16 protein-coding genes are annotated in these 24,909 nt (G+C 67.3%); all 16 read right to left on the bottom strand.

The genetic code is table 11. The annotated features are described in order from the left end of the window. Nucleotides 1-132: 132 nt before the first annotated feature. The 16 genes from Q0A27_RS10960 to Q0A27_RS10885 all read right to left on the bottom strand — a co-directional run bounded on the left by Q0A27_RS10960 (nt 133) and on the right by Q0A27_RS10885 (nt 24,892). Nucleotides 133-645, bottom strand: a complete 513-nt coding sequence (locus tag Q0A27_RS10960) for a hypothetical protein (RefSeq protein ID WP_291475430.1) — start codon at nt 643-645, stop codon at nt 133-135. Between the two features lie 240 nt (nt 646-885). Further along, on the bottom strand, nt 886-2,493 hold the full coding sequence (locus tag Q0A27_RS10955; protein WP_291475428.1) for an acyl-CoA carboxylase subunit beta: 1,608 nt from the start codon (nt 2,491-2,493) through the stop codon (nt 886-888). Between the two features lie 16 nt (nt 2,494-2,509). Beyond that, on the bottom strand, nt 2,510-7,450 hold the full coding sequence (gene pks13, locus Q0A27_RS10950; protein WP_291475426.1) for a polyketide synthase Pks13: 4,941 nt from the start codon (nt 7,448-7,450) through the stop codon (nt 2,510-2,512). 175 nt (nt 7,451-7,625) lie between these two features. Beyond that, nucleotides 7,626-9,503, bottom strand: a complete 1,878-nt coding sequence (locus Q0A27_RS10945; RefSeq protein ID WP_291475424.1) for a FadD32-like long-chain-fatty-acid--AMP ligase — start codon at nt 9,501-9,503, stop codon at nt 7,626-7,628. 105 nt (nt 9,504-9,608) lie between these two features. Continuing rightward, complete coding sequence (locus tag Q0A27_RS10940) at nt 9,609-10,559, bottom strand: cutinase family protein (protein ID WP_291475423.1); 951 nt, start codon at nt 10,557-10,559, stop codon at nt 9,609-9,611. Between the two features lie 233 nt (nt 10,560-10,792). Further along, the gene (locus Q0A27_RS10935; protein ID WP_291475421.1) at nt 10,793-13,609 is read right to left on the bottom strand and encodes an alpha/beta hydrolase-fold protein; all 2,817 of its coding nucleotides are present in this window, start codon (nt 13,607-13,609) and stop codon (nt 10,793-10,795) included. Between the two features lie 493 nt (nt 13,610-14,102). Beyond that, nucleotides 14,103-14,642 (bottom strand): DUF732 domain-containing protein, encoded by a 540-nt coding sequence (locus Q0A27_RS10930; protein WP_291475419.1) that lies wholly within the window; start codon nt 14,640-14,642, stop codon nt 14,103-14,105. Further along, nucleotides 14,642-16,621 carry an alpha/beta hydrolase-fold protein gene (locus Q0A27_RS10925; protein ID WP_291475417.1) on the bottom strand — a complete coding sequence of 660 codons (1,980 nt, stop codon included), beginning with the start codon at nt 16,619-16,621 and terminating at the stop codon, nt 14,642-14,644. Before Q0A27_RS10925 ends, Q0A27_RS10930 begins: the two co-directional genes overlap by 1 nt. A gap of 346 nt (nt 16,622-16,967) precedes the next feature. Further along, a complete protein-coding gene (locus tag Q0A27_RS10920) occupies nt 16,968-17,681 on the bottom strand; it encodes a hemolysin III family protein (RefSeq protein WP_291475415.1) in 714 nt (237 codons plus the stop codon). A gap of 94 nt (nt 17,682-17,775) precedes the next feature. Further along, a complete protein-coding gene (locus Q0A27_RS10915; protein ID WP_367273322.1) occupies nt 17,776-18,837 on the bottom strand; it encodes an alpha/beta hydrolase in 1,062 nt (353 codons plus the stop codon). Between the two features lie 166 nt (nt 18,838-19,003). Further along, on the bottom strand, nt 19,004-20,053 hold the full coding sequence (locus Q0A27_RS10910; RefSeq protein WP_291475413.1) for a decaprenyl-phosphate phosphoribosyltransferase: 1,050 nt from the start codon (nt 20,051-20,053) through the stop codon (nt 19,004-19,006). Next, nucleotides 20,050-20,568 carry a phosphatase PAP2 family protein gene (locus Q0A27_RS10905; protein ID WP_291475511.1) on the bottom strand — a complete coding sequence of 173 codons (519 nt, stop codon included), beginning with the start codon at nt 20,566-20,568 and terminating at the stop codon, nt 20,050-20,052. Before Q0A27_RS10905 ends, Q0A27_RS10910 begins: the two co-directional genes overlap by 4 nt. A gap of 61 nt (nt 20,569-20,629) precedes the next feature. Further along, the gene (locus Q0A27_RS10900) at nt 20,630-22,681 is read right to left on the bottom strand and encodes a glycosyltransferase (RefSeq protein ID WP_291475411.1); all 2,052 of its coding nucleotides are present in this window, start codon (nt 22,679-22,681) and stop codon (nt 20,630-20,632) included. A 343-nt stretch (nt 22,682-23,024) separates the two neighbouring features. After that, on the bottom strand, nt 23,025-23,648 hold the full coding sequence (locus Q0A27_RS10895; RefSeq protein ID WP_291475409.1) for a hypothetical protein: 624 nt from the start codon (nt 23,646-23,648) through the stop codon (nt 23,025-23,027). 59 nt (nt 23,649-23,707) lie between these two features. Beyond that, nucleotides 23,708-23,953: a hypothetical protein gene (locus tag Q0A27_RS10890; protein WP_291475407.1), complete on the bottom strand. Its 246-nt coding sequence runs from the start codon at nt 23,951-23,953 to the stop codon at nt 23,708-23,710. A gap of 105 nt (nt 23,954-24,058) precedes the next feature. Next, a complete protein-coding gene (locus Q0A27_RS10885) occupies nt 24,059-24,892 on the bottom strand; it encodes an ABC transporter ATP-binding protein (RefSeq protein WP_291475406.1) in 834 nt (277 codons plus the stop codon). Between the last annotated feature and the right edge of the window lie 17 nt (nt 24,893-24,909).

The following is a 24,909-nucleotide window of genomic DNA, read 5'->3' as shown; positions in this document are numbered from 1 at the left end:
CCTCGGCGCTACTTCCGTACATGTGGGGTTCCAGGACGCGAGCCTGTACGCCTGTGAACGGAACGAAGCCCGGCACCCCCTCCCAGGAGGGGTGCCGGGCTTCGTCCAAGCAGAAGGCGGTTGGGGCCGTTCTTACTCGGCGGGGGTCTCCGGGGTCTCGGGAGCTTCCGGGGAACCGGTGTCGTCGCCCTCATCGGAGCTGCCGGCAACGGCGTCGGAGACAGAACCGATGACGTCGTCCAGCTCGATGCCGGAGTCAGCGGAGAGCTGTGCGGCGTCCGCCAGGGTAGAGCTGGAGACGGTGCCGCTGGAGAAGGCCGCGAGGACCTTGAAGAGAGTCACCCAGTCGGTCTCGGCGAGCGAGCTGATGACGTCGGCGCCGTCGGAGCCCTCAGCCTCGGGAGTCTCGGGAGTCTCCGGGGCGTCGGTGTCGTCGCCCGGGGTCTCCTCGGAGGAGCCGGAGGACGGGTCGGCGGAGCCCTCGGAGTCGGTGTCGGTGGACTCGGAGGAGGGCAGCGCGGAGCCGGAGGCGTCCGCCTCATCAGCGGTGGCGGCCGGGACAGCGAGTGCGGCAGCGGTGGCCACCGACAGCGCGGCGGCACCGGCACGACGGGTGAAACGGGAGGAAAGGGTGGAACGAGACATGTGGTGAACCGTCCTTACGAGGTAGGGGAGAAAGTTGAGGTGTGCGGATCGTGAGAGGTGTACACGGCGGATAGTCACATCCGCCGCTCACAGTAACCGCCATCCCCTACCTCGCGCTGCCCGCTGTTCCCACTGAGTGGAATGCTTCGGAGCCACCAGCGTAAAGAGCCACCTGGCCACCCCTGAATCAGACCGGGTGGCCTCCCCCGAATCGACAGGTGGCCCTCATTGCCGCAATGACTACAACGGCATGATGGTGTGCTTCTTGGGCACCTCGGGCACCTGCTTGTTCGCCAGCATCCGCAGCGACTGACGGATCCTGAGCCGGGTCTCGGCCGGGTCGATGATGGCGTCCACGTAGCCACGCTCCGCCGCCACGTAGGGGCTGGTCATGTTGGCGTTGTAGAAGTCCATGAACATCTTCTTCGCCGCCGGACGCTGCTCCTCCGGCAGGGCGGCGAGCTGGCGTCCCTGGATCATCACCGCGGCACCTTCGGCGCCCATCACGGCGATCTGTGCGGTCGGCCAGGCGAAGTTCATGTCGGCGCCGAGGTTCTTCGACCCCATCACCGCGTAGCCACCGCCGAAAGCCTTGCGGATCACCACGGTCACCTTCGGCACGGTCGACTCCACCATCGCGAAGCCGAGCTTGGCACCACGGTGGATCAGGCCGACCTTCTCCTGCTCCAGACCCGGGAGGTAACCGGGTGTGTCCACGACGAACACCAGGGGCACGTTGTAGGCGTCGCAGATGCGGATGAAACGGGTGGCCTTGTCCGCGGCGTCCGCGTCCAGGCAGCCCGCCAGCTGCATCGGCTGGTTGGCGACCACACCGACCGACCGGCCGTCCACACGGGCGAAGCCGGTGATGATGTTCTGGCCGAAGTCCGGCAGCACCTCGAGGAAGTGCTCGTCATCGAAGATGCGGGTGAGGACGTCGGTCATGTCGTAACCGGCGTTCGGGTCGTCCGGGACGACGTCGAGCAGCTCCGCATCGACATCGTTCGGCTCGTCGCCCACCGCCCAGAACTTCGGCGTCGGCTCGAAAGCCGAGGACGGAAGATGGTCGAGCAGGTCACGGACGTAGGCGAAGGCATCCGCCTCGTCTGGCGCGACGTAGCTGAGATTGCCTCGCTCGGCCTGCACCCGGGCACCACCGAGGTCCTGCATGTTGATCTTCTCACCGGTGACGGACTCGATGATCGCCGGGCCGGTGACGAACATGGTGGTCTGCTCCTCGACGCCGACGAGGAAGTCGGTCGTCGCCGGGGCGTACACCGCACCACCGGCGCAATTGCCGAGCAGCACGGAGATCTGCGGCGACTGGCCGGACAGCGGCAGCTGACGCCGGGAGATCTCGGAGTACATCGCCAGACTCATCACGGCGTCCTGGATGCGGGCTCCGCCGGAATCGTTGATGCCGACGACCGGGCACCCGATACGGGTCGCGAAGTCCATGACCTCGCACACCTTGTTGCCGAAGGTCTCGCCCACTGAACCGCCGAAGACGGTCTTGTCGTGGGAGTAGACCGCCACGGGACGCCCGTTGACCCGGCCGTAGCCGGTGACGACGCCGTCGCCGTAGGGCGCCTCGTCGTCACCGGGGGTCCGCGCCAGAGCCCCGATCTCAGTGAAGGAGCCGGGGTCCAGCAGTTCGTCGATACGCTGACGCGGGGTGGTGTGACCTGCTGCATCGCGCTTGGCCCGGGCGCGTTCACTGCCCGGGTCGAGGGACTCCTCGGTGCGGCGCTGCAGGTCCGCCAGCTTCTCCGCGGTGGAGCGCCCGGACCCGGGCGCGTAGCGGTCGGCCGGCGTCTCTGCCGTGTTGTCTGCTGAATTCTCAGTCATACTCACGTCTCCCACGCTAGCCCAGTGCGGCGGTGATCTCGTCGAGGTGCTCGACGATACCGGCACCGACGATGCCGATCGCCGGCTCATCGGGGACGCCGAGGTGGTCGCCGGCGAGCTGGACGATCTCCAGGTCGTCGACGATGCCGCCCCAGCCGCCGTCGGGAGCGATCTCGGCGAAGCTCGGCTCCAGCTCGATCGCGCCCTCGTGCATGCCCTCGGACTTGTAGAGCGTCACCGGCGCGGTGACATCCGCCCAACGGTGGAAGTCGAGGGTGTTGAGGATGCGGGTGTCGACGAAGCTGGCGCGCTGGTGCTCCAGCACACCGGCGGCCAGGCCGTGCTCGGAGGCGTCGGTGTTCTGCAGGAACATCGTCATCATCCCGATGAGCGCCTCCTCGCCCTGCTCCTCGAGCAGGTCGTGCGGGACGGGCAGCTCGATACCGTAGGTCTTGGCGGCGAAGGCGGAGTAGCGGTCCCAGCGGGCATGCATCTCCTCCTTCGTGTCCGGGGCGGGGTGCAGCGGCTGGACCAGGTCGAGCAGCTCCAGGTGACCGACGGTGACGTCGGTCTTCTCCAGTCGGTGCGCGACCTCGTAGGCCAGGGCACCACCGAAGCTCCAGCCGCCGAGGACGACGGGCAGCCCGTCGGCCAGCCGGGTGATGTCGGCGACGTAGGCCTCGGCCCGCTCGTCGAGGGTGCCTTCGAGACGCTCGACGCCGTAGACCGGCACGTCGGCGGGCATGCGACGGGTCAGCGGTTCGTATACCACCGAGGAGCCGCCGGCGGGGTGGAACATGAACACGGCGGGGCGTCGGGATCCTTCAGGACGCTCACGAAGGACGCGGATATTCCCCTCGACCTCTGTCTCCAGTGACTCTCGGGCGATGTCGGACAGCGGCTCGACGGAGTCCGCCTCCAGCACCTGCGCGACGGTGATCTCCGAACCGGAACGTTCGTTGATCCGGTCGGCGATCTTCCGGGCGGTCGCCTCGTCGATGCTGTTCAGCGGGCTGGTGACTCCGGCCGGGGCGACGCCGGTGAGTGAGGCCCAGGTACCGAAGACCATGCGCTCGGCGGCATCACGCGGGGCGACGCCGACACCCTGGGGCTCGGCGTCCTTCTCCTCCGAGGACGCTTCGGCGGGTGCTTCGGCCTTCTCAGCAGGAGCCTCGGCAGCCTCAGCAGTCTCGCCGGTGGCCTTCGCGGCGACCTGCGCCTCGACCATGGCGATGACGGAGTCCACGGACCCGTCGCGCAGTTCCTGGACGTTCAGCGGCGGCAGGTCGAAGTCGTACTCGACCCGGTTCTTGATGCGCATGCCCATCAGCGAGTCGAGACCGAGGTCGATGAGCGGCAGCTCACCGGGCAGGTCGTCGACGTCGTAGCCCATGGACTCGGAGACGATCTCCTTCAGCCGGTCGGCGACGGACTGACCGGACTCCGGGTTCCAGCGCACGGCGTCCGTGTCCACGGTCGGCAGAGCGTGGGCAGCGGCGCCGGTGTTCGCGTGCTGGGAAGCGGCAGCGGCCGGGGAGGTGGTCTCCACTGCGGATGCGGTGGGGGCCGCAGCGGCGCCGGCTGCGGCAGCCGACCCACCGGTGGTCGGAGCGAAGGCCTCACCGACGAGGGTGGACGCCCCGCCTGTGGTGTCGTTGGTGACGGCGTAGATCTGGACGTTCAGACCGCCGAGGGTGCGCTGGATGATCGTGGTGATCTCGTCACCGGCACCGCCGGTGAGTGCACCGTAGGTCTCGGTGGCACTGACCTGCGCCCCGGCAACCACCGAAGACACCGCAGCCTCGGCCAGTGCGGCGATCGAGGTGACCTCGGAGACCGGCACGGAGAAGGCGGTCCGGCCGTCCGGCAGGGAGACCTTCGCACCCGGCATGCCGCGGACCGCGCCGCCCCCGGGTCGGGCCCCGGTCCAGTGACGGTGCAGGTTCCAGTGCACGCCCGGCACCTCGGCGTAGCGCTTCGCGCCGGAGAGTCCGGGCACGTCGGACAGTTCGGCGAAGTCGATGTCGGCGCCACGGACGTAGAGCTCGGAGACGGTGGCCAGCAGGGTGTCGGCGCTGGGCTCCTTGCGCTTGAGCAGGAACATCAGCGAGGAATCACCGGCATTGTTCGCGAAGGCCGTGTTCATCATCGGCATCAGCGCCACCGGGTTCGGGGAGAACTCCACGAAGGTGCGGAAACCCGCCTCGAACTGGGCGGCGGTCGCGGCCTCGAACCACACCGGCTGACGGGTGCAGCGCACGAAGTAGTCTGCGTCGTGCGGGGCGTCCCCGGGGCGGTAGACGACACCCTTGTCGACGGTCGAGTACAGCGGCGTGTGGATCGGGTGTGCCTCGACGGTGCAGATCTCGGCATGCAGCTCACCGAGGATCGGATCGAGCATGCTGGTGTGCCCGGCACCCTTGACCTGCATCTTGCGGGCGAAGCGTCCCTCCTCCTCGAAGTGGGCGACCAGGGCGTCCACCTGGGCGGCGGGGCCACCGACGGTGGTCATGCCCGGCGCGGCGTAGACCGCCGGCTCGACGGCGGCGAACTCGGGGTGGTCGGCCTCGAACTGCGTGAGTTCCTCGACGCCGAGGTCGATGACGGCCATCGCACCGAGCTTGTCCTCGGGTAGCAGCCGCTCACCCTCGCCCATGAGACGGGCGCGGTGGCAGGCGATGCGCACGGCGTCCGCCATGGACAGGCCACCGACGGCGTAGGCTGCGGCGATCTCGCCCATGGACTGGCCGACGACGGCGGCGGGTTTCGCGCCCAGCGACTTCATGAAGTCGGTGAGGGCGATCTGGATGGCGGTGATGCCGACCTGGGCGGACTCGAGGTCGAAGTTCTGGGCGTCATCGTCGATGAGCGTCAGGAGGTCCCAGCCGGACTCCGCGCGGATGACCTCGGCGATCTCGGCGACGCGGGCGGCGAAGCGCGGCGAGAGGGCGCAGAGTTCCTTGCCCATCTTGCGGTGCTGGGAGCCGTAGCCGGAGTAGACCCACACCGTGCCCTCCCGGTCGGGGCTGTCGGCCACGCAGATGCCTGCGCCCTTCTTCCCGTTGGCGAGACGTTCGAGACCTGCGGCGGCGGTCTCGGTGTCATGGGCGAGGACGATGCCGCGGGACCGGCCGTGGTTGCGGCGGCCCAGGGTGCGGGCGGTGGCGGCGAGGTCCGCCTTCGCACCTTTCCCGGTCAGCCAGGCGGCGACGTCACCGGCGGCGGTGCGGCGGCGGGAGGGCAGCAGCCCGGAGACCGGCAGCAGCTGCGGGATGCCCTCGGCCGTCGTGTCGAACAGCGGGAGGGGGGCGGCGTCCTTCTCTGCGTCCTTCTCCCCTGCCTCAGCGGCGCCGGCCGGGTCGACGACCACGACGTGGGCGTTGGTTCCGCCGAAGCCGAAGCCGGAGACACCGGCGACGGCATGGCCGGAGTACTCGGGCCATTCGCGCGGGTCCTCGACGACCTCCAGGTGGTCACGGTCGAAGTCGATGTAGGGGTTCGGGCCGGTGAAGTTCAGCGACTGCGGCAGCATGCCGTGGCGCATGGACTCGACGACCTTGATGATGCCGGCGACACCGGCGGCGGCTTCGGTGTGGCCGAAGTTCGTCTTCGCCGAGCCGAGCAGCAGCGGGTCGGCGTTGTCACGCCCGGCGCCGAGGACGCGGCCCAGGGCACCGGCCTCAATCGGGTCACCGAGGATCGTGCCGGTGCCGTGGGCCTCGACGTAGTCGACGGTGGCCGGATCGATGCGGGCGTCCGAGTAGGCCTGACGGAGCACGTCGACCTGCGCCTCGGGGTTGGGGGCGGTCAGTCCGTTGGAGCGTCCGTCCTGGTTGACGGCGGAGCCGGCGATGACGCCGAGGATGTCGTCGCCGTCACGGCGGGCGTCCGACAGACGCTTGAGGATGAGGACGCCGGCCCCGTCGGAGCGGACGATGCCGTCGGCGTCCTCGGAGAAAGCGCGGATGCCGCCGGTCGGGCTGAGCACGCCCAGCTCGGAGAAGGCGACGGTTCCGAAGGGGTTGGCGAGGATGTTCACGCCACCGGCGACGGCGACGGACGCCTCCCCGGCACGCAGAGCGGCGACGGCGTCGTGGACCGCGACGAGAGAGGAGGAGCAGGCAGTGTCGACCGCGATCGAGGGGCCGCGGAAGTCGAAGGCGTAGGAGATACGGTTGGCGATGACGGCGGTCGAGTTGCCGGTCAGCGCGTAGGGGTGGGCCGCAGTCGGGTCGGCGGCTATGAGCATCCCGTAGTCGTTGTTCGACGTACCCATGAACACGCCGGTCCTGGTACCACGCAGGGTGTTCGCCGGGATGTGCGCGTCCTCGAGGGCCTCCCAGGTCAGCTGCAGCAGGATGCGCTGCTGGGGGTCCATGTTCGCGGCCTCGACCGGGGAGAGTCCGAAGAACTCGTTGTCGAAGGAGGCGATGTCCTGCAGGTAGCCGCCGGTGAGCTGGGCCTCGCTCATGCGGCGGACCATCTCCGGGTCGCCGTCGAACTCGCTCCACCGTCCCTCGGGCAGCTCGCCGACCCCGCTGCGTCCCTGCTCGAACAGCGTCCACATGTCACGCACGGACTCCGCGCCCGGGTAGCGGGCGGCCATGCCGACCACGGCGACCTGCCGGTCCTCCGGGTCCAGTGCCCCGGCGCCTGCCGCCACGGTGAACTCCCCGGCACCTGTGATGCCGGCGCCTGCCTGGTTGATCACGTAGGACGCCAGATCGGCGATCGTGTTGTGCTCGTAGGCGACGGTGGCGTCGAGGCTGATGCCGGTGAGCCGTTCGAGGTCACCGGACAGCACGACGACATCGCGGCTGGAGAGGCCGAACTCCTCCATGAGGCGGTCGTCGGTGATCTCCGCGGCGTCCAGACCGGTGGTCGTGGCAACCCAGTCGTGCAACCAGGCACGCATCTCCGGGACGGTGGTGGGGGCACTTGCAGGCGTGGTCGACATAAAGCGGGAGCGTCGCCTTTCTGGGCGGTGATTCGAACGGATCGGACTGGGGCGGTAGGGGTACGCAACGATCGGAAGCGGCCACCGTCGAGGTTATATCGACGGTGACCGCTGGATCGCTACATTCAGCCGGATGTACAGCATACCGGTCAGAAACTGTGGCGGGCTGTGAACGCTATGCGAAAACGCCTTCAATCCAGAGCTTGGAGGCGACGCGACGGGCGATTTTGTTGGCCGAGGACCGCGGGATGCTGCCCTGCTCGACGATGCGGACCTCGGTGGGCTGGACGCCGTGGACCGAGGTGACGGCGGAGCGCACCGCGGCGACGGCGTCGGCGTCCCCGGCGGGGTCGGCTTCCGGGTCGCGCTCGGCGATGATGATGAGTTCCTCGACATCAGCGCCGGTGTCCAGCGCGAAGGCGGCGATGACGTCCCGGAGGATCTGGTCGGTGGCCTCCTGGGCGGTGGCCTCGATGTCCTGCGGGTAGTGGTTGCGGCCGGCGATCACGACGAGGTCCTTGATACGGCCGGTGACGTAGATCTCGCCGTCGATGATGGTGGCGAGGTCGCCGGTGCGCAGCCAGTTGTCCTCCGGGAGGCCGGCGGCGGCACTGTCGTCGAGGCGGTTGGCCTCCGGCAGCTCGTTGCGGAAGGTCTCGACGGTCTCCTCGTCGCGGTCGAGGTAGCCGGCGGCGACGTTGTTGCCGTGGATCCACAGCTCGCCGACGGAGCCCAGCGGTAGTTCCTTACCGGTCTCCGGGTCGACGACCACGACGGCCTCGTTCGGGCCGGGGGCGCCGACGGAGACGATGGCCATGGCCTTGTCGGAGTCGCTCTCGGACTCCGGCAGCTCGACGATGCGTCCGGCGGAGAGCTCCTCGCGGTCGAAGACGCGCAGCAGGGGGCGGTTCTCGGTCTGCGGGGTGGAGACGAACACGGTCGCCTCGGCCAAGCCGTAGGAGGGACGCATGGCGGAGCGGACGAAACCGTAGGGGCCGAAGACATCCTGGAAGCGGTCGATGGACTGGAGGCTGACGGCCTCGGCACCGTTGATGACGCCCTCGACGTGGCTGAGGTCGACATCGGCGAGATCCTCACGCTCGGCAGGGTTCGCGTAGCGGGCGGCGAGCTCCAGGGCGAAGTTCGGCACGGCGGCGTAGACGTTGACGGCGTCCTCGCCGACAGTGCCCTTCTCGGAGAGCTGGCGGATCCAGCGGCCCGGGTCCTGGATGAAGTCGCGGGGGCTCATGATGTCCTGCGGGATGCCGAGAATCAGACAGAAGGACGCCAGGATGATGCCCATGTCGTGGTGGAAGGGCAGCCAGTTGACCAGGCGCATCGGCATCTGGAGCTGCCCGGCCTGGAAGACCTGGAGCACATTGGTGACGACGTTACGGTGGGTGAGGACCACGCCGGCCGGGGCGCGGGTGGAGCCGGAGGTGTACTGCAGGAAGGCGGGGTCCCCGGCCTTCGGGGCGAGCTCCGGGTGCTCGGCGAAGAGCGTCATCGGGTTCTCCCAGTCCTCGGCGAGCGAGTCCGGGAGGGCGTCGACGGTGAGGATGCGGGGACGCTCACCGGAGGGCAGGTCGGAGAAGTGCTTGCGCACGTCCGCCGCGGAGTTCTTGTTCGTCAGCACCACGGTCGGGGTGGAGGATGAGAGAACGGCGGTGAGGTGGGCACCGTGACCCGGCTCGGTGGGGTCGTACAGCGGCACGGGGACGGTACCGGCGTAGAGGGCGCCGACGAAGCCGATGAGGTACTCGGGGCTGTTGTTGGCCAGGATGGCGACGCGGTCGCCGGGGGTGGTGACCTGCTTCAGGCGGACGCTGACGGCCTTGATCTTCGTGTTGACCTGGGCGCGGGTCCACTCAATGACCTCACCCTCACGGGAGGAGGAGAAGTCGTGGTAACGGAAGAGCACGTCATCGGCGGTGCCCTGCATGCCGGCCAGTGCGAAGAGCATCTCGTTCATGCCCGAGAGCGTCAGCTGGTCGGGGATTCTGATGTTTCCCTTGTCGTCGTAGAACTGCTGCATCGCTGCGCTGACGTCCATGTGGTCTCCTGTGGTTCTTGTCTGGGCGGGGAGTGATCGAGTTTCTCCCAGAAACCTTAACGGTTCGCGGCGCTGAATTGTTATGGACACCGCTACAAAACGGATCTAACTGTCGATAATGTCCTTCGCCCAGTTCACGATCCACTCGGGCACGGTCGCGTCGGGGACGACATTGCCGTTGGTGGAGTACTGGGCGTGGACGCCGTTGGCTGCGATGAGGTCATTGGCGCGGGCGACGGCGTTGCCGATATCGCGCGGGGCACTGCACACCAGGTCGGCGGGGTCGCAGAACTGGTTGACGCGGTCCTGGAGTTCGCCGAAGCCCGTCGGCCTGGGGCCACGCATGGTCGCACCGGGGACGATCGGCTGGACCAGGAGGTTCACGGAGCTCAGTGCGATCTCCGCACCGATGCCCTGGACATCCGGGCTGCCGACGAGAGTGCCCTTGCCGTCTTCGCGGCGGCCGTCGGCGATGAGGGAGACGCCGGCGACGTTCGCGGCGGGGACCGGCCCGTTCCCGTTGCCGATCTCGGTGGCGAGATCACCGGTGAGGACCGCGCCCTGGCTGAATCCGGTGAGGATGAACTGCGTTCCGGGACACTCGGCGTAGGTGGCGGACATTTCCTCCACGATCCGGTCGTAGCCCTGGTTGCGGGAATCGTCGTAGCTCATCTCGCCGAGGGCGTTGATGTTGCGGAACTGTGCCGCGTACGGGAGGGTCCATACCTTCACTCCCCCGTTCGCGCCGTCGGCGGTGGCGTCTCCGCCGTAGGCCTCCTGCAGCGGGTTGGTGACACCGAGGAGCAGCGAGTTCGGGTTGGCCGTGGGGTGGACCGGGTCATCGTCGGCATTGGACTCCCAGGTACCGGGCGCGGAGATGACCTCGTAGGCCGGGCAGCTGTCCGGCTGGTCGACATCGGTGCCGGGCGTGGGCGAGGCACCGGTAGTGGTCGGACCGGGCTGGCCATCATCAGTGCGGGACATCCACTGACCGACGCCGACAATGAGGATGACGACCAGCACGATGACACCGAGAACGGTGAGAGTCTTCTTCATTGATACGACGCTACCCGTGCGGGCTGGCAGGTCGCTGGCAGGCACCCGTGATCGGGGTGGTAGTCGTGGGGCTGGTGGGTTCTAGGTATGACGCCAGGACGCGCCCTCACCCGCCCCTTTGCCGGGCTCCCCACCCCATGTCCGCGTCGTGGGGCCGCAGGATGGTCTCCGGCCGATGTCCCATCCTGCCGTCCCACGATGCCGACACCCCTCCCGTGTCGGCAACGGGGCAACTAGGAGCGGGTGACGTTCCCGGCTGCATTGACAGTCAGCGTGCCGCCCTCGAACTCCACGGACCCGGGGGCGTCGTCGATTCCGGTGTAGTCGCCCTTGATGAAGCCGAGATCACTGGACTCGTGGCCCCGTGCGGCGTAGTAGTCCCAGATCTTGCCGTGCATGATCACGTAGGTGCCGAGGTCAGAGGTGTAGATCACGCCGTTCTCGTAGTTGCGGTACCGACCGGAGGTGCCCTGCGGAGACTTGGGCGTCGTGCCCGAAGACCCCGCTTCACCGAGAGCCTCCCTGACTTCCTCGGAGAGGCCCTCGAACTTCGCGTCGATGGCGGCAGTGGTGCCGGTCTCGATGGCCTTGCCATCCTCCTCGGTCAACGTGCCGCCCTCGAAGGTCGCAGTGCCGGTCCCGAAGTAGTCACCGGTGATGAAGCCCAGCGGACCGGACTCATTGCCCTGTGCGGAGTAGGCGTCCCACACGGTACCGTGCACGATGACGTAGGTACCAAGGTGCGAGGTGTAGATGACGCCGTTCTCGTAGTTCTGGTAGCGCCCGGAGGTGCCCTGTGGGGAGGCCGGGGTCGTCCCCGAGTCCCAGGGATTGTTGTTGACCGCGGTACCGAGAGCCTCCTTCTGCTCCCGGGTCAGCGAGTCGTACTTGTTCTCGACGGCAGAATTGGACTCATCCGTGGTGATTTTGCCGTCTGCGTCCGCCCGCACGGTTCCGCCCTCGAACTCCGCCACGCGGGAACCGTCGGCGTTGATCGTCTCGTCGGAGACGAGCTTCCCCAGGTCACCGCCCTCGAAGCCCTGGCCCTTGTAGTGGTTGAAGATCGGGCCGTGATACAGGACGTAGTCACCGTAGCTCGTGGAGTAGACGACACCGTGGTCGAAGTCGTTGAACTTTCCGACGTTGTCGTACATCGTGCCGGTCGAGTTGGTCGGCCAGCCGAGCCGGGCGCGGTCGGCGGCGGGAAGGTCCTCGAAGCGCTCGGCGATGCCGCCGGCCAGCAGACGCACGGCTCCGGAGGTTTCGTCGTCTCCCGGCAACCGGACCGCAGCACCGTCCTCGAAGTCCTGGATCTGTCCGGTCTTCCCGTCGACGGTGATGTCCCGTTCCCCGGACACCGGGTAGCCGTAGGGACCGTACTCGTGGTTCGTCTTCGCCCACTCGTCGTAGACATCCATCTTCATGGTGACGGGGCCGGCGCCCTGCTGGACATTGGACCAGTAGATGAAGCCCTCCTCGAACTGCGCCCAGGCGCCGCCTCCCTTGCCCCGGGAGTCGGGCTCGACCGGCCAGCCCAGCCAGCCGGCCGGGCCACCCTCGGTACGGTACTTCGCACTGGTCCGGCCCCAGGTGGCGACAGCCTCGTCGGCACCTGCGGTCGTGTCATCGACCTCGCCACCCTTGAGGTACAGGACACCGTTGCGGTAGTCCTGAGCGGCACCGATGACCTCGCCGTCGTCGTCCTTGATTTCATAGACCTCGCTGATGCAGTCGCCGAGGTCGTAGTTGTTCTGGTTGGTCTGGTAGCGCTCAACCGCCTCAGCGAACTTGCCGGTGGACTCGCACTCCACAGCCTCATCCTCTTCCCCGAGACCGAGATACCGGGCCGCCATCGGCCAGGACTCCTTCATCTCGTGGGTCCAGTACGGCCAGATGTGGGTACCTGTCGGGCGCCACCGGGTCGTCACGTCGACGCCGGCGACCTTGGCAGCGTTGACGAAGCTCTGCGAGGTGACACGTGCCATCGACTCCATGGTCGCCGACCGCAGGTCAGCGGGAACCGACGGCAACACGCCCGGATTGTCGTGGGCGCCGGTGAACCCGTTACCGGCGGCGACGTAGATACCCATGCCCTTCATACCGCGGACCAGCAGTTTCGGATCATGCTCACGCCACTGACGGCTGTAGTACGGCCCCCACATGTCGGTGACGTCGTAGCCGGCCTCCTTGTCGATCATGCCGAAGAGCTGCGGCATGCCCACGGACGTGGTGTCCAGGTATCCGGAGAAGGACGCCATGAAGTTGAACTTGTCCGGGTGTCGGGCAGCGAGGACGGCGGCACTGGTGCCGCCCATGGACAGGCCGTTGATGCCGCGCTTGTCATTGGTGCGCCACTGGGTCTTCAGAATCGGGATGAGTTCGTCCATGAGGAAGCTCTCCCACTTGATGGGCTTACCGTCGACGTCGTTGACCCAGTCGGAGTAGAAGGTTCCGCCGCCGCCGATCGGCATGACGACGTTGACGTTCTTGTCCGAGTAGAAGCTCACGGCATCAGTCGAGTAGGACCAGGCGGATTCGTCCTCACGGCTGTACAGCGGGCCGAGCTGCCAGAGGGACGGGAAGGTCCGCTCCGGGTCCTTGTACCAGTCGCGGGCCAGGTGAATCTGGACCTGCATCGTCCTGCCCGGCATGTTCGACGAATGGATGTAGAGCTTCACCCACCGCTCGGTGATCCACTCGACCTTCTCGACGGAGGTGCCGTCGGGAAGGCCGGAGTTGTCCGGCACCGTGGTTCGCATGATGCCACGGTCCGGGGCATCACCCGGGTCCATGAAGGCCAGCGGAGAGTTCTCCGGTGCGCGGACACCACGACCCTCGTCCTGAATCTGATCAGGCGAGTCCATGAGCGCCTCTGGAGCGTCCTGCAGGGTCTGAGCGCGAGTATCGCCGACTGCCGCCGGCTCCTCGTCTGCGCCGGCAGACGGAACCGCCACCGGCACGGCGAGTGCCAGAGCAAGTGGCAGGGCGAGAACGGATCTCGGGATACGGCGAGACTTGCGGTGACGGGACTGCTGCGAGGTGGGGCGCATGGGGAACTCTTCCTGAAACGACAGCAGCAACGGCACGGAGGCCGACGCTGTGACAGATGTGACGGAAGTAAAAGTAGCACGGCGTCAAAAACCCGTCACCGACCCGATGTGCTGCACAGGCGCTGCATTGCCGCCGGATGATCCCACCGGAAGACCGGGTAGAAGGACGCCTGGCCGCCGACCGGCAGGACCAGCATGATGTTCTTGTCGCCGTACGTCGACCGGATGTCGCCACGGTTCTCCTGTAGCCAGGCGCTGGAGTACCCGCTGCCGTAGATGCCGTTGAGACCCCACAGGGACAGGGAGCAGAGAACCGGGACCGCGGCAACGGCACCGCGACGTCTTAGGTCAGGAAGTGTCAGGTTCTCCTGATGATCGTAGCGTGTTCACCCCCCTCACGGACGCTTCAGGTGACCCCGACGGTCACAACTGGCGTCCACCCCGCTTGAACATGGAATGACCAGCGCCTGGTCGGCAGCTGATCAGATCCCGATCATCCGCAGTAGTTGGCCTCTGCGGCGGCCTTGATGGCCTCAGCCACAACCTCCGGGTCCTCGTCGGTCTCGCCGAGTGCCTGCAGCTGGCCGGCGATGGCCGGGACGGCGAAGCTGTCGCGTCCCTCCTCGTTCGCCAGGCACTGCTCGTGGGCGGCGGCGATCATCTGGTCCTGCAGGACCTGGTCTCCGATGTCGATGTTCTTGCCCTTGAGCTCATCGAGGAAGGCGTCGTCCTCCTCGCCACGCACGGCGGACGCCTCGGGCAGCTCGGTGATCTCGGAGATGCCGCCGTCCCGGGCGTCGCCCGAACCGGAGTCACCGCCGTCCGAGTGCGGGTTCGGGGTCGTGGTCACGACCTCACCCGAGGTGGTCGGGTTGGCCGGCACGACCTGCGACGGGCCGGAGGACGCCGAGTCGTCGCTCTCCGCGGTGGAGGAGTCGTCACCGCAGGCCGCGAGGGCCCCGGCGGTGGCCAGCGCGAGGACGCCGGCACTCAGTGCACGGGTGGTACGGGTGGCACGGAAACGCATGAGCATCAGCCCTTGTAGTCCTTCTCGATCTTGCCGTCGACCATCCGGATCTCACCGTGCTGGAAGGTGACCTTCCGCACGCCGTTCTCCTCGGTCTCGTCGGAGGTCGGGTAGCCGAACTTGCCCTGCTCGTAGTCTTCCTCGCCCCAGGCATTGAAGATGTCGCCCCGGGAGAGGCTGTGCGCACCCGTGGAGGCAGACCAGTAGATATTGCCGCTGTCGAACTCGCTGAAGGCACCACCGTTGATCTTGTTCTCACCCGAGGTCGGGAAGCCGAGACCGGACTGCGACGGGCCGCCGTCGGCGATGTACTTCGCCGCTATGACGCCCTGGACGTAGTTCACCTTGCCGTCCTTGTTGCGGAGGATGACGCCGTTCTCGAACTTCTGCCACTGACCGCCGTCGATGTCGACTGCCGCCTCGGTCGGGAAGCCGAGCGGGCCGTTCTCCCAGTTGGTCTGGCCCCAGGAGTCGATGATGTCCTTCTTCACGGGGACAGCGCCGGTCTCCGGGGTCCAGTAGATCGCCCCGTTCTCGAAGTTCACGAAACGGCCGCGACCGTTGGCGATCGTGATCTCCTCGGAGGTCGGGTAGCCGAGCCAGGAGTCCGCGCCGCCCATCTCGGAGTAGCGGGCGCTGATCCGGCCCCAGGTGGCGTGGGCGCCGGTGGACGGCTTCCACCAGACACGACCGTTGCGGAAGTCCTGGACCTTGCCGCCGTCCTTGGCGTCGTACTCGTTGGTGATGCAGGTACCTAGCTGGCTGCTGTACTTGTCGGCGGTCTTGGCGATGTCACCGACCGGGGCACAGGTGGCGCCGGTGTCCTCGTCGGAGAGACCGAAGGTCTTGGCCATGTACGGCCAGGCCTGGGTCATCTCGTACTGCCAGTAGGGCCAGTCGTGGGTGCCGGACGGGCGGAACTTCTCGATGACCTCGACGCCGGCTTTCTTCGCGGCGGAGACGAAGGTGCGCGAGGTCAGGTTCGCCATCGCCTCAAGACCCCAGGCAGCCGGGTTCTCCGGGAATCCGGGAATCGGGCCCTCAACGTCATAGGCACCGGCGTTGCCGTTGCCGGAAGAGACGTAGACGGTGGAGTCCTTGAGCTTGTCGACCAGCTGCTTCGGGTCGTTCTCGTTCCAGCGGGCGGAACCGTAGGGGCCCCACATGTTGGTGGCGGACAGGCCGCTCGTGTCGTTGACGGCGTAGTCGATGGCCATCGGCATGCCGAAGGAGGTGGTGTCCAGGTAGCCGGAGAACGAGCCGACGAACTGGAACATGCCCGGGTTGTGGGCGGCGAGGTTCACCGCGGCGGTACCGGACATGGACAGGCCGGTCAGTGCCCGCTGCTCGTTGGTGCGCCAGCCCTCGCGGAGCACCGCAGGGAGCTCGTTGATGAGGAAGGACTCCCACTTGTAGTTGACGCCGTTCTGCTCCTTGTCCCAGTCGGTGTAGAAGGAACCGGCACCGCCGACAGGCATGACGACGTTGACGTTCTTGTCGGCGTAGTACTGCGCGATGTTGGTGGACAGCGTCCAGCCGGACTCGTCGTTGCGGGCGCGCATGCCGTCGAGGGCCCAGACGGACGGGAAGGTCTTGTCCGGCTGGTTGTACCAGTCGCGGGCCAGCAGGATCTGGACCTTCACCGGCTCGCCGGGCATGGCGGCGGAGTTGATGTAGACATTCGCCCACCGGTCGGTGAGCCACTCGACCTTCTCCACGGAGACGCCGTCGGGCAGCCCCGGAAGATCCTGCTCCTGGATGGACTGCGGGATGCGCTCCGGGACCGAATCGGGGTCGACGATGTCGCCGAAGATCGACGGGTTGGGCTGCGGGGCGTTCTCCTGGGCGGCGGCCGGGGTGGCCAGCGGCAGGGCGACGGCCACGGACAGCGGCAGGGCGAGCACGGCAGTGGTCACCCGTCGCGCGCCACGGATACCACGGGTATCACGGGCCCAGGGGGACTTCTTCGCGGCGAATGGCTTCATGTTCCGTTCTTTCCTCTTCAGGTCTCGTACATCAGGGGCCGGCGGGCCACCTGCCGCGTCCGCTCCGAGCGGGTTCCCCTCCCACTCGGAGTGTCGACGGCACGGGCCCGAACTCACCGGCGGAGGCCGGAGTGAACCGGGGGTGTGACAGGAGCCATTATGGACGCCTGCCCCGGCGTCTCAGTGCTGACACGCCAGAAGTCTAAAGTTTTAGTTGAAGGTTAGGGTCCAGAGTAACAGACCCGACGTGGCGCCAGAACCCGCACACAGAACACCAACGGATACTGTGCCCCGGGTATTACCACCCCACTCCCCCGCGTCCGACCCGGCGCGCGCTCCGCGGCACTCAGTCGAGGATGAGCAGCCAGATCGCCACATGGTGCAGCGCCGCCGCCACGACCGTCGCCGCATGGAAGACCTCGTGGAAACCGAACCACCGGTCCGAGGGATTCGGACTCTTGCGCCCGTAGACCACCGCCCCGGCCGAGTAGACCAGACCACCGACGACGATGAGAATGCCGGCGACCGCAGGCAGAACGTCCACGAAGCCGGGAAGACGCAGCACCGCGACCCAGCCGAGGACCAGGTAGACCACCACATCGACCCAGCGGGGATGGCCGATCCAGAAGATATTGAGCGCCACGGCGGCGATCGCCGCGACCCAGCACACCGGCAGTACCCACAGACCGTCCGACCAGGAGCCGAAACTGTAGACCACCACCGGCCCGTATGTGCCGGCGATGAACACGGCGATCATCGAATGGTCGGCGCGTCGCCACGCCTGCACCGTGGCCTCACTGCGCCACGGCGCGCGATGGTAGAGCGCAGAGACGGTGAACAGACCCACCAGGCAGGCGACGTAGAGCAGCGTCACCCAGGACAATGTGCCGGCGCCGTGGAGGCTGAACGCGGTGACCACCAGTGCGGTGCCGGTACCGGCGAAGTACCAGGCCGAGTTCTCGTGGAGCCGGCCTCGCAGTAGCGGACGTAGCCCCCGGTCGACGGGAGGGCGCCGCGTTCTGTGGGAGGGCCGGGAATCGGGCACCACGGGTGAGGTCATGTGCACATTCTAACGGGAACACCCCGGGGTGGTTTCCTGACAGAGGAAACCGCCCCGGGGTGCAGGTGGCCGGACAGCTCGCCCGGACCCAAGGTCAGCAGATGAGCTTGCCACCGCGGTAGCAGACGTTCAACGCATCGAGGATGGAGTTGCGCGCCTTCTGCAGCTCCGGCTTCCACAGCGTCCAGTTGTGGACTCCGATCAGCGGGTAACTCGCGGTGACATTCGCACCGGCGACCCGCGCGGCGAGCTCGTAGCGGACAGTCTGGCTTGCGGCCATCTGTTCGAGCAGGATGCCGGAGACTCCACCGATCGGGTCGTTGAAGAAGTTGGTCATGTCTTGCCCACCGTTCGGGATACCGGCACCGGAGGCCAGGTAGACCGGCATACCGCGCAGCGACGCGACGTTGAGCATCGGGTCGTTCTGGAAACGGACCGGGTCAACCGGGCTGCCCCACATGTCCCAGATGTTCGCGCCCTGGGAACCCTGGTTCATCGCGAACTGCAGGGCCAGGTACATGCCCGGCCAGGTGGTGTTGAGGTAACCGGAGAGCGAAGTGACCTGCTTGAACTGGTCACGGTGACGGCCGGCGAGGTTCAGAGCCGCTGTGGCCCCCATCGACAGGCCGACGACCGCATTGCGGTTCTTCGAGATTCCGAAGCCGCTCTGCAGCTGGTCGGGCAGCTCGCGGGTGAGGAAGGTCTCCCACTTCGGGTTCTTCGGGGTGGTGTTTCCACCGAAGTTGCCGACCCAGTCCGCGTAGAACTGCGAGGCACCACCGACCGGCATGACCACGTTCACGTCGTCGTTCTCGAAGACGTCGCCGATCCTGCCCTGCCAGGTCCAGCCGTTCCAGTCGTCACGGGCACGCAGACCGTCGAGCATGTAGACCGCGGCGTCGCTGTTGGAGCGCTTGATCTGGACCTGAATATCCTGACCCATGGCGTTCGAATAGAACCAGCAGTTCTGGATCCAGTAGTTGTAGTTGCTCCAGCTGCAACGCGGTCCCAGGATCGCCCGGTCGTCGGCGGAGGCCGCCGGGGTGGCGACGGCGGCGATTCCCAGCGCAGCGGCCACAGCGGTGATCAGGGCCACGACCTTGCGCCCCAACGAGCCGGTGGCGGACCTGTGCTTACCGGTACGTGTCGTCATCATTCTCTCTTCCTGGTGTCGGCTCCGGACCAGCGGGTGTAACCCAGGTCTGGACGGAACTCTCGTCTGTCACGGAGCCTATCGCGTCATCGGCCAGGGATGTTACCAAACGGTGACAATCCGAGCCAAAAGTTTCCCGGTGTCCGGTACGGCGGTCGCCGGGGCGGGATCAACTGACCCCGGGAATCACGTACACCGCCACGGCGATGGTGACGACCCAGATCAGGGCCAGCGCCTGGAGCGTCCGGTCCCTCAGGGCGATCTCGTCGGGGGCACCGCCCTCACCGCGGTCGACGTCCGCGGCGTACCGCAGGATCGCGACGGTGAACGGGACCATCGAGACCTGGTACCAGACCGAGGCATGGCCCGGGTGCTGCTGGCTCATGTCGAAGCCCCACAACGCGTAGAACACGACCACGGCCGTGGCCGCCATCGTCCACACGAAACGAAGGTAGGTCGGGGTGTAGCTCTCCAGTGACTTACGGATCTTCGCACCGGACCGCATCGCCAGCTTCAGCTCCGCGTAGCGCTTGCCGGCCGCCATGAACAGCGAACCGAAGGCGGCGATGAGCAGGAACCACTGGGACAGCTCGATGTCCGCGGCAACACCACCTGCCATCGTGCGCAGCATGAATCCGGAGGAGACCAGGGCGATGTCGATCACCGGCTGGTGCTTCCAACCGAAGCAGTAGCCCAGCTGCAGCGCAATGTAGATCGCGATGACGAGCGCCAGCTCCGGACCGTTGGACGCAAGGAAGCTCAGGCCGATCGACGCGACGATGAGCACCACGGCCATGACGTAGGCCAGGCTGACCGGCAGCACACCGGCGGCGATCGGGCGGAACCGCTTCGTCGGGTGCGCCCGGTCGGCGTCGACGTCACGGGCGTCGTTGATGAGGTAGATCGAGGACGCACCGAGGCAGAACACCACGAAGGCGATGACGATGTCGCGGATGACGTCGCCGTGGAAGAGCATGTCCCCACCGGCGGCGGCGGGGGCCGCGACCACGAGGACGTTCTTCACCCACTGCTTGGGGCGCAGCGCCTTGATCATGCCGTCGAGCAGGTTCTTCGGCGGCTTCGGGGTCTTGCCTTCACCGTCCTGCGAAGTCTCGGTGTGTCCCTCGGTCCACGTGGCCACCGACTCGTCGTCAAGACCCGCGGTGTGCGGTTCGGAACCAATGAACCCGCCGTCGGGGTTCTGGTTGTTCTGGCTCATCGGCCGTTCTCCTTACTGGTGCCGCCGCCGGAACATCGGGCGGCGAGCCGGTGGACAGTCTGCTCGGTCGCGACGCCCAGCGCCACCCCCGCGCACACATCGGTCGGGTAGTGGACGCCCAGCACGAGGCGGGACGCCATCATGACCGGAATCCCGGCCAGCGGTGCCTTCGACCCGGAGATCCGGGACAGGGCGACGAGTGCCGCCGCAGTCGAGGTGGCGTGCGAGGACGGGAAGCTCAGCGAGCTCGGCGTCCCCACACCCACGACGATCCGGGGATCGTGGGGACGCTTACGGCGCACGATGCGCTTGACCACCACGGACGCCGCGTGTGCGGTGAACGCGGCAGCACCCATCGCGATCCAGGCGTCCCGACCCGTGCGCGCGTCGGAGTCACCACGGTGGACGACGGCACCGGCGGTGGCGATCGCCAGCCAGCCCAGGGAGTGCTCACCGAAATGGCTGAGCCCCCGGGCGGCGGCCTGGACCGTGTGGCCGGACGGGTTCTTCACCACGGCGTCCTGCAGGGAGACGAGCAGGTCCGCTTCGTAGGCTCCGCCCCGCCATCCGCCGCGACTACTCAACGACCGACTCCGGTTCGAAGATACGGCCCCAGGCCTCGGTGCTGGTCAGCTCGGTGTGGGCGACACGGTAACGCTGCCGCATCTCGTCGAAGCGGGCCGCGACCTCCTTCTGCAGGCGAGCGGACTCCTTCGCCAGCTCCACCGCCTTGTCCCGGTCACGCTTGCGGTAGACCACGCCACGGCCGTCGGCGGTGGTCACGGTCGCACCGTCGATGCGTCCGAGCGAGAACCAGCGTGCCTCGATCGGGGGCAGGTTCACCTGTGGCACCTCGTGGTGGTGCGGATCAGCGGGACGCAGGTTGTTGCGTACCACCTTGGCCAGCGTCGTGATCTTCTTCAGCGGGTTCAGCGGGATATCGGTGAGACCGGCGGGGCCGCCGTCCGCCTTCGGCAGGGCCTGGGCGGAGGGGACGACCACGGCGTCCGGGTAGTTCTTGCGCAGCGCATTGATGCGCGGCAGCGCGGTCTCCAGGATGTCGAAGAGCTGGTCCGGGCCGGCGAGGAAGTCCTTCATCGCCTCGTTCTGGATCGCCACGGTCGAGTACTCCAGGCACATGAGGTGCTTGGCGGTCGCCTTGGTCATGGAGGCCACGATGCCCTTCGGGCTGCCCTCGTGCTGCAGGGCGGCGACGATGAGGCGGTTGCGCAGGTGGAAGTAGGCCTGCCAGTCGATGGCGTCGTCCTTGTCGGACCAGGCCATGTGCCAGATGGCGATGCCCGGCCAGGAGGCGGTCGGGAAGCCGTGGTCACGGGCGCGCAGACCGTACTCGCCGTCCTCCCACTTGATGAACAGCGGCAGCGGCTGGCCGATCGTGTCGGCGACGACCCGCGGGATCATGCACATCCACCAGCCGTTGTAGTCGGCGTCGATACGGCGGTGCAGGTCCTTGGAGTCGATCTGTTCACCGGAGGCGTTCTCGCCGTACTCACCGCGGTCACGCAGCGGGTGGTTGTAGAAGTCGTGGTCGTAGTGGGTGTGCGGCGCGGCGGTCCACATGAAGCTGCCACGGTCGATGATCTCGCCCATGGTGTGCAGGTGGGAGCGCTCCTGCAGGTTGAGCATCTGGCCACCGACGAGCATCGGGTTGGCCGCGTAGCGGGCGGCGGCCAGGGAGCGCAGGACGCTGTCCGGCTCGATGGCGATGTCATCGTCCATGTAGAGGATGAAGGGGCTGTCGGTGCCGCGCTCGGGGTGGCGGGCCTCGTACATGATGCGGGAGTAGCCGCCGGAGCCGCCGAGGTTGCCCTGGACCGGCATGCGCAGCCGGTCACCGTAGAAGGCCTCGACCTCGGCGAAGCCCTCCTCGTCCTTCGGGTGCTTCGTGCCCTGGTCGGGCATGATCAGCGCGTCCACCACGGAATCGACGACCGGGTCGGAGGAGAGGGCCTCGAGGGCGGCGACGGCGTCCGTCGGGCGGTTGAAGGTCGGGATGCCGATGGTGACGCGGGGCTCCGGAGCGGGGATCGTGTCCCCGGCGTGGCGGGTGACCTTCTCACCGGTGGCGGGGTCGGTGACGACCGCGTCGGCGACGAGAGTCTGCTCCGCGGCGTCCTCCGTGGCGTACCAGCCGGCCGCGTGGACGGTGGTCTCCGACTCACAGGTGAGGTCGAACCAGATCCAGCCGCCGTCCTCGAAGGGGGCGAGGGAGACGGTGAACTCGGCGACACCGTGGCCGTCCTCGTCCGTCTCGACGACACCGCCTGTCACCGCGATGCGGGAACCGTCGATCTTGGAGCGGTAGATGTCGATGCGGGCGTCGCCGGTGAGCTCGACACGCAACTGGACCTCGTCGAGCTGGCTCCACCGACGCCAGTAGGACGCCGGGAACCCGTTGAAGTAGGACTCGAAGCTGACCTCGGTACCCGCCGGGATGCTGGCGGAGGTACGCGACAGAGCCGTCACGCGCCCGGGGGCGGCCTCATTCTCCACGATGTACAGGGACCGGACGTCCCGCGGCTCACCACGCTTCGGCAGAATCACCCGGGCGAGACGCCGCGGGTCGAAGGTGTCGTTCGTGATGCTGTTGTCGCTGGTTGCGCTCATGTAAGTACTACGCCGGCTTCCGATAGACAGTTGTTCGCCGACGATTATCCCCTATCGGGACGCGCTCGCGTAGTCAGGCACGCGGAACCGTGCTGTGAATCACCTGTCAGAGGGGGGTCCGACCTCTTCCGTCTGCTCGTCACAACTCAAGTCCCCTACGAGGATAAGTGTTACCGGGCGTCGGTACCATAATCCGACATTTCCCCAGGTCGTGAAAAATACTACCCGCCAGAACCGGTAACGCTTTCCCGAGCCGGAGCAGCCCGAGCCCACGTCCGGTCTGGAGCCGGTGGCGGATACCGCCACAACAGACGCGAATGGTGCGACCGGAGAAAAGTGCAGGTCAGCCGAGGGTCAGGCCCAGGCCCTCGAAGTCGCTGCCGCCACAGGTGCCGAGCGTGTTGACGCAGTACCCGGCGAGAGTGTCGGAATCCAGGGGGAGGTACTGGTCGGCGAAGAGATCGTCCGTCGCATCCCCATCATCTGCTGCATCCTCACCGGACCCGGCGTCCGGCACGCCACCCGAGAGCGTCTCGCGGGCCAGGCGTGCCGCCTCCGCCCCGTCGGCGACCTCTGCCCGGTCAAAGACGGCGAAGACCGCCTTGGTCAGCACATCCTCTGCACCCGGGTTGCAGGTCGCGCCCGGCTTTCCGGTGTAGGGGTCTGCCCCGGGGATGCAGTTCCACCCCGCAGCGGTGGCGGTGGTGACAAAGGCGTCCACGTTCTCTGAGACGGCGGTCTCCCCCGGCGCATCCGACGCATCGGGCGCGAAGGGCGCATCAGGGACTGCGGACAGGTCGGCAGACGGGGAACCGTTGCCACCGTCGCCGTTGTCGCCGTTGTCGCCGTTGTCTCTGTCATCGTCATCTCCCACCGTGCAGGCGCCCAGGGTGAGCGTGGCCGCAGCGGTGACGGCGAGAACGGCACGACGGGAACGGGAGATGCGCTGGGTTTTCACGGTGTCCATTCGACCACACGTGACCAATACTGTCAGTAGCCGGACCGGAGTCGCGGTCAGAGAAAGGCTCAGGGACCGGGGACGCCCGGGACGTCGACCACGTTGCCGGAGTCCACGGTGACACCGCTCTCGTCGGTTGTGACGGCGGGTTCACCGTCGGTGGTGGCGTCATCGTCACTGTCGTCACCGTCACTGTCGTCACCGTCGCAGGCCGCGAGGCCGGGGGAAGGCGACGAGTGCCGTGGCGGCAGCAGCGGCGCGGAGGGAACGGGAACGGGTGGTCTTCCTGAGATCCAACATGGGATGAAAGACACAGCACGGCAAGGAAACAGAGCACCCCTTCAGGGAGAGTTCCACGGACGCGGGGGCTCGGGATGCCGGGATCGCAGACGATGTCCTTTTCTGCATGGGGTGGAACATCAGACCTCGTCGACGACCGGCGTCACCGGAGCCAGACCACCCTCCGCCGAGCGCGGATCCAACGGCACGATGCTGGGCGTCCCGGTCACCGGATCCGGCACCACCAGGGCACGCAGCCCGAACACCTCCTCCACCAGGTCGGGTGTCATGACGTCCGCCGGCGCACCGGTGGTCACGATCCGACCGTCGCGCATGACGATGAGGTGACCTGCGTAGCGGCACGCCTGATTCAGGTCGTGCAGCACCGTGACCACGGTCTTTCCCTCGTCGTGGAAGGTGCGCAGCAGTTCCATCAGCTCATACTGGTGGGCGATGTCGAGGAAGGTCGTCGGCTCGTCGAGCAGCATGATCGGCGTCTGCTGTGCCAGCAGCATCGCCACCCACACCCGTTGCCGCTGACCACCGGACAGTTCCGAGACCAGACGGGCCGAGAGGTTGTCGGTCCGGGTCGCGACGAGCGCCTCCTGCACCGCCCTCTCGTCCTCGGGGCTCCACTGGTGGAACAGGGACTGGTACGGGGCACGCCCACGGGCCACGAGATCCGCGACCCGGATCCCCTCCGGCGCCAGCGAGGTCTGCGGCAGCAGACCCAGCTGGCGGGCCACCTCCTTCGCGCCGTGGGACGCGATCGGCTGACCGTCGAGCAGCACCTCACCCTTCACCGGGGTAAGGACGCGGGCGACCGCGCGCAGCAGCGTCGACTTGCCGCAGCCGTTCGGGCCGATGATGGCGGTGAAGGACTCGTGGGGGATGTCCACGGTCAGGTCGGTGGAGATGATCCGCTGGTCGTAGCCGATGGTGGCGTTGCGGACCTGAAGTCGTGCGTCAGTCATTGTTCCCTTCAATTCAG

It is taken from the genome of Corynebacterium sp. (assembly GCF_022712275.1).
GTDB lineage: Bacteria > Actinomycetota > Actinomycetes > Mycobacteriales > Mycobacteriaceae > Corynebacterium.
The sequence above is the reverse complement of the archived record's forward strand: the minus strand, read 5'-3'. Positions and strand labels throughout refer to the sequence as shown.